The sequence below is a fragment of the candidate division WOR-3 bacterium genome (genome assembly GCA_039801365.1).
In the GTDB taxonomy this organism is placed as follows: domain Bacteria; phylum Hydrothermota; class Tepidihabitantia; order Tepidihabitantales; family Tepidihabitantaceae; genus JBDRUN01.
In genome coordinates, this window is the sequence record JBDRUN010000097.1 from 1 (window position 1) to 9,064 (window position 9,064).

Here is a 9,064-nt window from a genome sequence, read left to right on the forward strand (position 1 = left end):
CTTCCGCGATCCTTGTCCGGAGCTCCACGTAGGGCTTGACACTTCGTGCAAAATCCTCCCACGGCTGCGCTGTGGTTATGAGCATGCGACCGGAATGGCGGATCCAGACATGCCACAGAGCGTCCTTCACTATGTCTGCCAGATGGTACTTGTTCTTGAAGAAATCTGGCCATATGGCAGCGCTCGCCTTTTTCTGAAAGGCCCTCAACGGTTCACTATCCTGCTGTTCGTTGCGACGTTCCTGAGCGATGAACACAGTACGGTATAGCTTCAGTTCGGTCGCGTAGTCGAATTCTCGCTCCGTCATTGAGATGCATCCCCGGTCGTCTTCGATGGCGGTACCGTAGCGTTTGCCGATCAACGCGACATAAATATGGCAGTCCTCGATCATCTCAAGACTCCCAGATAGGACTCCAGTTGGCCTGCTGCATTCACTCTCCATACGCTTGACGTCGAGCCAGTGGAGGCGGTCGAGTGAGAGGCGTAGGTATTCACGACATTCGCGGAGGTCGAAGTAGGTGGAACTCAGGAATACCCTGAGTCTGAGCCTCGTAGGGAGAGCGTCCTTCACAGCGTGCCTAATCTAGCTATCAGTAAGCAGATGTCAAGTGCACGCATCGCCTTGCGTCGTTTCAGCCTGTTCGAACGTTCTTGTTTCAGCGTACCACCGTGAGGGTACCGACGGCGGTGGAAACGACTTCCGGGCTGCAGGTCTTGGCCTCAGTCTCGGCCAAGTAGCCGTCGGTCAGGTCCCGGCGTCCAAGGATGCTGCGCACTTGCGCTCATAGTGTGGGAGGAGGGGAGACGATTCACCTGCGGCAACGGACAATCTGGATGAGGTTCATCCAAATTGACACTCGGCTGGGTTTGGCTGGCATCGGGCCGACGTGAGGTTCTTGCGTGGCTTGCGGAACGTCGGAGCTGTCGCCGGCGCGGTCATAGTGCTGGCCCTGGTTTTCGTTGTGGGCGTGGGGGTGCACGGCGTTCTGTTTCAGTTGATTTTGGGGAAGTCCGGGGACGTTACCCTAGTTTTGGACGTGTCAAGAATGCCTCGCAGTACGCCATACGCGGTACGCAGTACACCAGAGAAGATAGCGCTGAATGCTGAGTCAGAGAAAGGATGCAGACAGCCTACCGCTGCGGGGTTGCGGCTTGCAGCGGGAGACGGAGGATGTCTGGAATCATGGTTTTCTCACGGCGAGTGGGCCGGTTCTTGTCATCCTCTGACTTCCAGCATTCCAAACGATGTCAGGCGTAAGCACCGTAGGCAGCAGTCGGCCGAGTTTCAGCGTCGAGGTGCCCTCTGAAATTGCGCCTTGCAGTCAGGAACGGCGCGGCGTGGCCGCAGTCTATGCTAGCTGTCCGTAGTCTCCGTTCTTTTTTCTGAACACTTGGCTTCACATATCATCTGTTCGACGCGCTTGTCTTGAGGATGTTCGAGCGCAATTTTTTGGACCCGGTCGAACTCGGCCTGGACCATCGCACTGAATTCCTCGATTTCTTCAAGGCAGCGTTTGCCGGAGCGGTGGGCAAAGCCGCGCAGGTTGGCGAGGATACTCTCGTAGTTCATTTCCGAGGTATAGCGAGACAGGACGTAGCGTGCAACGTAGCTGCCGCATTCAGTACACTTGACATAGACGCAGGTGTCATGGCCAGAGCGGACGTAAACTAAGTTGGTGACACGGGTGCTGCCGCATCGGGGACAGCATTCGGCTTTGGCAGTTTCCATCTTGCCTCCTAGATGTAACCGAGGAGTTTTGAGACCGTAAGAACGACGGCGAGCACCGCGACAGTGCCTGCTACACAGACGAGTGCGCCGGTCGTAGCCATTGTTCTTGTTTTGACCAGCCCGGAGCCGTAGGCGATGGCGTTGGGCGGGGTTGATATGGGGAGAATCATCGAGAGCGAGACCGCGATGCCGGCAGCAAGCACAAGTGGCACAGGATTGGAAGTGAGACCGGCGACCAGGGGCAGGAGCATGGCCGCAGCCGAGGTGTTGGATATGAAGGTCGTGATGGCTATCGCTACGAGCACGATGATGAAGGCAAGCAGAATAGTATTCAGGCCGCTGAGGTGAAGGGATGCGAGGAACCAGTCAGCAAGGCCGCTTGCGCGTATGGCGACACCGATGGATAGGCCGCCACCCATCAGGATAAGGATGTCCCAGCCAATACGGCCGAAGTCGTCGGTGTCGAGGAAACCGAACCCGGTAAAGATGAGTGCAGGCAGGGTTGCGATGACCGCGGCCGGAATGCGATGGAGTTCTGCGGTGAGCCAGAGGATGACGGTTAGGACAAAGACGGTGATGACTGCTTTCTGGTGGTTGTTCAGGGGTTCCTTTCGCACCGGTGGTAGGCCGACCGCCGCAACGCGGGCCGGAAACAGCCGAAGCAGGAGCCACCAGATGAGGAAGAACAGGAGTACAGTGATCGGTAGGCCGATGAGCATCCAGCGGGTGAAGGTGATGCGGATGCCTTGTTCGGCAAGGATTCCCATCGCGATGGCGTTGGGCGGGCTGCCGATGGGCGTGGCGATGCCGCCGACATTGGCGGCAAATGGAATGCCCAGAATCAGCGCGGTACGGAATGGCTCGTCCTCGGGCAAGCCGCGGATGACGGTGAGACCCATGCCGATGAGGAGTGCAGTTGCCGCGGTGTTGGACATCCACATCGAAAGGAAGGCAGCGACGAACATCATTCCGAGAAGGACCCGGGCCGGTTTCGTGCCGGTGCGGCTGAGGACGGAGCTAGCGAGCATCGTGTCGAGCCCGAACTTGCCCAGGGTTTCGGACAGGACGAAACCGCCAAGAAACAGCATAATGACTCGATCAAAGAATGGGGAGATGAAGACGCCGGCGTCAAGCTTGAGCGGGCCGGCGAGCAGCACCACTTCAAGGAAGACAACAAGGAAAGACGTGGAGTAGAGCGGGATGGCCTCAGTAACCCACAAGTATCCGGCAACCGCGATGATGGCTAGGCAGCGCCGGGCCGGGTCGGGCATACCGGGAAACGGGATGAGGTAGACGAAGAACCCAAGAGTCAGGGCCGCGGCGGTGTGAACAAGCTGGCGGAGGAGGAGAGAACGTGGGCTGCGTGTCACGCCGGGTGAAGTCTAGCGTAGCGGAAGAAAAAGGGCAAGCCGGAGGCCATACAAGAACCTGGATTTCAGATGCCAGATTACTGATTTCAGACACAGATGTCGGAGTAAGCACGGTGGCCGGAGTTGCGCCGAGGTTAGCGGATGGGGGTGAGGCGGCCGTTGTCGGAGAGGAATTCGGCCGGATGAGGCAAGCTCATGAAATCCTTCAGGCTCATGGACCAGCCGTAGGCACCAGCGTTGAGGATACCGATGATGTCACCGGGCTCGGGTCTGGGTAATGGCACATCGGTGCCGAGGCAGTCAAGCGGAGTGCAGATTGGACCGCATACTTCGTACCGGCCAGCGTCCGGCTCGGCGAGTCTGTTTATGAGCCTGATAGGATGTCGAACCCGCATGAATACAGGTCGGGAAAAGGCGTTCATGCCAGCGTCGGTAATAACAAATGTCATACCTCTTGATGCCTTGACTCGCACCACGCGTGTCAGGAAGATGCCGGATTCGGCAACGAGATAGCGGCCGGATTCGAAGAGCAGCCGGCAGCCGGCAAGAAAGTCCTTGTTTTTGGCAAGAAGGCGGCAAGCGGCTTCGGCGACTGGGGTGAGGTTCAGCTCAGCCTCCTCTTCAGAGTAGGGCACGCCGAATCCGCCGCCGAAGTCTATGCAGCGGGGAGGCGGTTCAAGAACTCCATGGTTTGAGTCAGTGTTGAATAGACGTCTGGCAAGGGAGAGGACATATTCGAGGTGGTCGGCGAGGAAGCTGGGGTCAAGAACCTGGCTGGCGGAGTAGACCTGGATGCCAGCGATGCAGGTACGTTCCAGTTTGACACTGCGCAACTGCTCAATAACTGTTTCCTCGTCGAACCCAAACTTGGACGGGCCGCCGACCATCTTCTCGCGGCCTTGGGGTTTTTCGAGGGTATTGATGCGAAGCAGCACGAACTGGGTCTTGTTGAAGCTCTGGCACACCGTCTCTATCTGCCGGAGTTCTTCGGCCGAGTCCGCAACGATGGCGTAGATGCCCTTGCTGACCGCCAGCTCGATTTCCGCTTGCGACTTGGCCGGGCCGACGAAGATTGTGTCTCTGGGCTTGAACCCGGCGGCGAGAGCGGTTTCAAGTTCGGCGCGTGAACTGACTTCAGCGCCGGCACCGAGGTCAGCAAGCAGGCGGCAGATGGCCGGGTTCGGATTTGCCTTGAGCGAGTAGCAGATGAGGAAACCGGGAAAAGAGCCGGCCAGTTTGTGGTATTGGCGACGGATGGTTTCGGCGGAATAGATGTAGCAGGGAGTAGTGACTTCGGACAAGGGCCAATGCCGAATGCTCAGTGACCAATGATGAGTCAGAATTGCTCCCGCCGGTAGATTTCGATGGTGCTTCTGCCCTGGAAGATATAGAAGGGAAACGGCTCGGCGACAACGGTATCGACGCCGAACGTGCGGCAGTATTCCTCGCCGAAGTTGGCACCGGTCTCGGCGAAGATGAGTAGCTTCGTACCTGACTTGCGGGCTGCCTCAATGATGAGGCCAAGTGAGTCGGTGGCGATCGTCATACCGGTGACGATCGCAAGGTCCGATTCCTGCACGCGGTCAAGCGTGCGATAGCCGTCTTCGACCTTGACGCCGTGAACCGTGCTGCCGACCATGTCCCGTTCGAGGTCAGTTGCGAATACCTGACAGCCACCTTCGCAAAGACTGCGGACAACGTTGCCGACAACGCCGACATTCACGACCCGTGGTCTGCGGCTCTTGGAGTCGGTCTGCTCAAGCAGGCGTCGGGCTTCGGCAAGGATGATGTCGGTGCGCAGCTTCGTTTTCTCAATCGGCGTGCCGACGAGTTCGTGTCTCGCAGTCGGTGACCGCGGCAGTGAGGCGTACAGCGAGTCGAGTGTGGCAATTGAGATGCAGGTCTGTTCCCGGATGAGCTCTCGCGCGTCGGTGCCGACGAGGTCACGGCCACGCGGGTCATCGCCGGTGCAGTAGCAGCAGCCCTGGCCACGAGTCATTGCGAGCCAGAAGGTATATTGGAATCTCCGCTCGGCTGGGTTGGGCCGGAACGCCAGCTCGACCTTCCAAATGCCGCGAATCAGGAAGTCGTCGTCCGAGAACGTCGCAGCCTGTCCCAGGAAGCGGTCGCGGAGTACGGCGAAAACGTCAAGTTTCATAGCTGTGTTGACTCAGACCAGCGCGGACCGACACGGTCAGCCAGGGTCTAAGCGCAGCGCCGAGTTCAGGTTCGTGGCCAAGGTAGTTGTGCGGCGCACCGTTGATGATGGTCGAGTCGAACGACGGCGCGGCTTTGAGCTCGGCCCGGATCGCCGTGATGTATTCCTCCGGCCTCTGGACGAACGCTTCCTCAACTGTGCCGACAATAAGGAGAACCGGTACGCGGACCGCATTGAGCTCAGGGAATTGACGGCGGTCGGTTCGCGACAGGTTGAACGCGAGAGCGAGTGAGCGCGGGCCGAGTGTGTCGAGGAATGCACCGGCCGAGGTGGGGTAGGGGAATAGCTCGGCCGGCATCGGGTCATGCTCGCGGCCGGAGCGCACCATGTCTGCGGCTAGAGATACAGCCTGGTCGAATCCGGTTCCGAGGCGCTGGCGAGCAAGCCCGAAGTCGTCGGACGGAGATAGCAATGCCAGGCCACAGACCGAAGGGTCACCGGTAGTGGTAAGATAGTGTAACACTTTGATTGCGCCGTGGCTGTGGCCCTGAAGAACTATCCGTCGGCAGCCGCGTTCTGTGAGCCAGCCGACCCAGGCGCGGATGTCCTTGACGCAGTCGGCCAAGCGTTCGTACATTCCTCCGATGCGGGCATAACCGACAGCGCCGGTAACAGGATCGGTGCGGATGGTGTCGGAGATGTAGTCGTGGCCCCGGGTATTGGCCGTGAGGAAAGCGCAGTTGGAATTGCGGCAGGCGTCGGCAACAGCATCAATGAACCGGTTCTCGTAGAAATTGCCATCCAGGCCGTGGATGTGAAGCAGACCGGTGCCGCTTCCTGGTGGCAGCGAGGCGAAGCCGACAAGTTCCAGCCCGTCTGAAGTGACGACGCGGCACAGTTCGCCGTGAATCATCTTGCTTAGCTTGCTCGGGAAAGGTCGGTAAGTCAAGCAGCGCAGTGGTATTGTCTTGTGTATGCTATCAGCCTTCTTACCTTGAACCTGGCTAGCACAGCAGGCCGGTTGACACTGCGGGGTTTCCGGCTATCATGAGCTTGCAAGGCCCCATCGTCTAGCCTGGCCTAGGACATCTGGTTCTCAGCCAGAAGACTGGGGTTCAAATCCCCATGGGGCTATCCGATAGTTTGCCGGTAAGTGGTCATTTTCGATCCGGCCGGTATCGCTGTCGGAGAGGTCCTTGACCAACCGGGTCTGCCTGGTCAGGTTGTTGTTCTCCTTCCGTACATCATCGCCGTCCTGACCAGGATGCCTCCCGAGGGCCTCTCCTCTTTTTTCTTTCTGTGGAGCGAACTCGTGGTCATGGGGGGACATGACGGCGCAGCAACTACGAATGGGTTGCCCCAATGACCAATCAATCCGTTGTTCCAGATCGAAGGAGCTGTCCTGGAATGGCAACTTTTGTGTATCCTACTCGATTCCGGTGTTTGAAGTGAGCCTTGGGTGTTTGACAGCAGTGTGGCAGGAACTATAATGCGCCGTGCCGGCTGTTCGACGCATGAATTCCCCGAAAGCGCTTGTGAGAATGGCCTTGCTTGCTGCCGTCGCCGTATTTGTCGCAGGCTGTGCGACCCGGGCTGCGCGGCCCGGGTCGCAGACCGTAACAGTTTTCATCAGCTCTTGGGCCGGTTTGGAGCAGTTGCCGGCACAAGCTGCAGTGGTACGTAGTGCGCGTTCGCTCGGGCCGTGCGTGTGGCTTCTGCTCGGTAACGTGTTCTCCGACCACGTGTGGGCCGGGCTCGCGGACGGTGAGGCCGAGGTTGTGCTTCTCAGCGCAGCCGGTGTTGACGCGGTTGTTTTCGGCCCGGAGTGGCTTGAGTTCGGGTTTGACCGGATGCGGTGGCTTGTGGACCGTGCCGGGTTCTACATTCTGGGCGCGAACGTCTCTGATAGCTTGGGCGGCACGGTCGGACATCCGTTCATGCTCAAGCGATACCTGGGAACGTCACTTGGATTATTGGGCGTCTGGCTTGACTCGACTGATTACCGGCTTGGTCTGGTTCAGGTCAAGTATGCAGTCCCGGACTTTGTGGTACGCAAAGTGCTGCCGTTGATTCGGCCACAAACCGGTCTGGTAGGTGTTGCAGTCCGACCGCTGGGCGACGTACCGAAGTGGAACGTGGATTTTCTGGTGGGAGCCGAGCGCGATGACATGATTGCGGCGCTACCGTCTAAACACGGAATGACCCGTCTTTCGCTTGTGGTCAGCGACGGACGGGTCACAGAATATGCGCGGACCGATGTAGGTCTGGATGGCATTGCCGCGGATTCGCGGGTCACGGCGGTGCTCGATTCTATCCGTACTGTACTGGACTCGGCGGGCGCGGTTGGAGTGTGCCGGCTGGGTCAGACAATGTCACCAGCTGCCATGAGTCGTGTGCTTGTCAAGGGCATGCTCCGGCAGGGCCCGGACGGATTCCTTTCAGACGGTGAACTTGTCCGAGATACCATCAGCACCGGGCTGCTCACAACCCGGGCGTTGATTGAGGCGCTTGTGAACCCCGGTCGGTTGGCAATGGTTAGGCTTTCTGGCCAGGACCTGAAAGCCCTGCTTGAAGACAAGTCGGTCAGCGTGGAATGGCGTACCGGTCTGCGCGGTCAGAAGCTCGTGCTACATCGTCAGTACAGCATGACGATGACCCTTGATTTCTATGCCCGACATTCAAACCTGCACAGGTTCGGCTATGAACTGGCGGCGGAACCATTATGGAGGGCTGCGGCACGGATACTGGCAAGGACCGGGCAGGGGTCATGAGCGATATTGCGGTCCGGTTCCGGCTTGGACGGCTGGTCTGGACGGTGTTAGTCACGCTCTATTTCCTCATCTTCTTTCGCAACTTCTTTGCGGACGCCGCACCGGGCAACAACGTGCTGCCCACGGTATTTGCTTATCTCTTGGTTGCGTGGCTTGCGGTCGAGTATTACCTCGGCTCGCCCTTTTTCCAGTCTGGCTTGGTCGAGGCTTCGGCATTGTGGCGCGGAGTGTTTGCTTTCTTCGTCTACCCGTTCCTTGGGTATCTGGCCGCGGACTCAATCTGGTGGCGCTGGACACAGATGCCAGTGCCGGCTGTGGTTCCGGCCCTGCCGGGTTTCATTCTTTTTGGAGTTGGTACCTATCTGCGGCTGCGTACGCTCTTCGACATGGCACGGATGAGTCAGACTTTGCCCCAGGGTCGAAGGGGCAGACTGCCTAGCATTGCGGACTTGCCGATGCAGCGGCTTTGTCGGCATCCACGGTATCTTGCTACCCTGCTGCAACTGGTTGGCGCAGCGCTAGTTTTTTCCTCTTGGGGTGGGCTGGTGCTGGTCGGTCTTGTCGGGTATCCGCTGATACTGCTGCAGGCAAGGCACGAGGACCGGCAGATGAGCCGGGTACTGAAACAGGACGCCAAGCGGTACTTTGCGGAAGTACCATTTTTCTGGCCCAGATTCCGGCCTGGCCGGACTGCAGGCTGAAGCAACACTAGGTTCCGGGCAGGTTCCACCGTGCCGCGAAAGACAGGCTGAGAGGGTCTTTAGGTCTTCATCGAAGCCGAGCCTAGCACGGGAACACGCCCATTGACAAGTTAGATTCCCGACCTACAGTGTTATGAGAACCAAAGGAGGTTCGATGCAGTTGAAACTGCTGCTAGTGCTACCAGCCGTTCTGGGTCTGGCCCTGGCCCAGAATCTGCTCACCAATGGCGACTTTGAGCAGGACCTTTCGGTCGGCTGGACCATTGTTGGCGAGGGCTCAGGTACCCACACCTGTGACCGGAATACAGCCTACCAGCCAGACCCGGACTACGAGG

The 9,064-nt window shown here is 58.7% G+C and carries 9 protein-coding genes and 1 tRNA gene; 4 read left to right on the top strand and 6 right to left on the bottom strand.

Features of this window, described 5'->3' with window-relative positions; translation table 11 throughout:
• From ABIL25_09965 to ABIL25_09990, 6 genes are all read right to left on the bottom strand, one after another.
• The coding region (locus ABIL25_09965) for a DUF4062 domain-containing protein (protein ID MEO0082592.1) at window positions 1–571 on the bottom strand (571 nt) is incomplete at its 3' end.
• A 783-nt stretch (window positions 572–1,354) separates the two neighbouring features.
• Complete coding sequence (locus ABIL25_09970) at window positions 1,355–1,729, bottom strand: hypothetical protein (protein MEO0082593.1); 375 nt, start codon at window positions 1,727–1,729, stop codon at window positions 1,355–1,357.
• Window positions 1,730–1,737: 8 nt separating this feature from the next.
• A complete protein-coding gene (locus ABIL25_09975) occupies window positions 1,738–3,099 on the bottom strand; it encodes a DASS family sodium-coupled anion symporter (protein ID MEO0082594.1) in 1,362 nt (453 codons plus the stop codon).
• A gap of 134 nt (window positions 3,100–3,233) precedes the next feature.
• The gene (locus tag ABIL25_09980; protein ID MEO0082595.1) at window positions 3,234–4,400 is read right to left on the bottom strand and encodes a hypothetical protein; all 1,167 of its coding nucleotides are present in this window, start codon (window positions 4,398–4,400) and stop codon (window positions 3,234–3,236) included.
• Window positions 4,401–4,435: 35 nt separating this feature from the next.
• Window positions 4,436–5,257 (bottom strand): hypothetical protein, encoded by an 822-nt coding sequence (locus ABIL25_09985; protein MEO0082596.1) that lies wholly within the window; start codon window positions 5,255–5,257, stop codon window positions 4,436–4,438.
• Complete coding sequence (locus ABIL25_09990) at window positions 5,247–6,170, bottom strand: alpha/beta fold hydrolase (protein ID MEO0082597.1); 924 nt, start codon at window positions 6,168–6,170, stop codon at window positions 5,247–5,249. The genes ABIL25_09985 and ABIL25_09990 overlap by 11 nt, the downstream gene beginning before the upstream one ends.
• 146 nt (window positions 6,171–6,316) lie before the next feature.
• Between ABIL25_09990 and ABIL25_09995 the strand changes: the two genes are divergently transcribed.
• From ABIL25_09995 to ABIL25_10010, 4 genes are all read left to right on the top strand, one after another.
• A tRNA-Glu gene (locus ABIL25_09995) sits at window positions 6,317–6,391 on the top strand.
• A 380-nt stretch (window positions 6,392–6,771) separates the two neighbouring features.
• The gene (locus tag ABIL25_10000) at window positions 6,772–8,028 is read left to right on the top strand and encodes a hypothetical protein (GenBank protein ID MEO0082598.1); all 1,257 of its coding nucleotides are present in this window, start codon (window positions 6,772–6,774) and stop codon (window positions 8,026–8,028) included.
• Window positions 8,025–8,729, top strand: a complete 705-nt coding sequence (locus tag ABIL25_10005) for a hypothetical protein (GenBank protein MEO0082599.1) — start codon at window positions 8,025–8,027, stop codon at window positions 8,727–8,729. Before ABIL25_10000 ends, ABIL25_10005 begins: the two co-directional genes overlap by 4 nt.
• Before the next feature lie 154 nt (window positions 8,730–8,883).
• Window positions 8,884–9,064 (top strand): hypothetical protein (locus tag ABIL25_10010; GenBank protein ID MEO0082600.1); only part of this gene is annotated, 181 nt, incomplete at its 3' end.

What these genes read in the sequence shown, in the direction of transcription:
- ABIL25_09985 (MEO0082596.1), bottom strand. Translation starts at nt 5,257, where the DNA reads ATGAAACTTGACGTTTTCGCCGTACTCCGCGACCGCTTCCTGGGACAG.
- ABIL25_10000 (MEO0082598.1), top strand. Translation starts at nt 6,772, where the DNA reads ATGAATTCCCCGAAAGCGCTTGTGAGAATGGCCTTGCTTGCTGCCGTC.
- ABIL25_09970 (MEO0082593.1), bottom strand. Translation starts at nt 1,729, where the DNA reads ATGGAAACTGCCAAAGCCGAATGCTGTCCCCGATGCGGCAGCACCCGT.
- ABIL25_10005 (MEO0082599.1), top strand. Translation starts at nt 8,025, where the DNA reads ATGAGCGATATTGCGGTCCGGTTCCGGCTTGGACGGCTGGTCTGGACG.
- ABIL25_09990 (MEO0082597.1), bottom strand. Translation starts at nt 6,170, where the DNA reads ATGATTCACGGCGAACTGTGCCGCGTCGTCACTTCAGACGGGCTGGAA.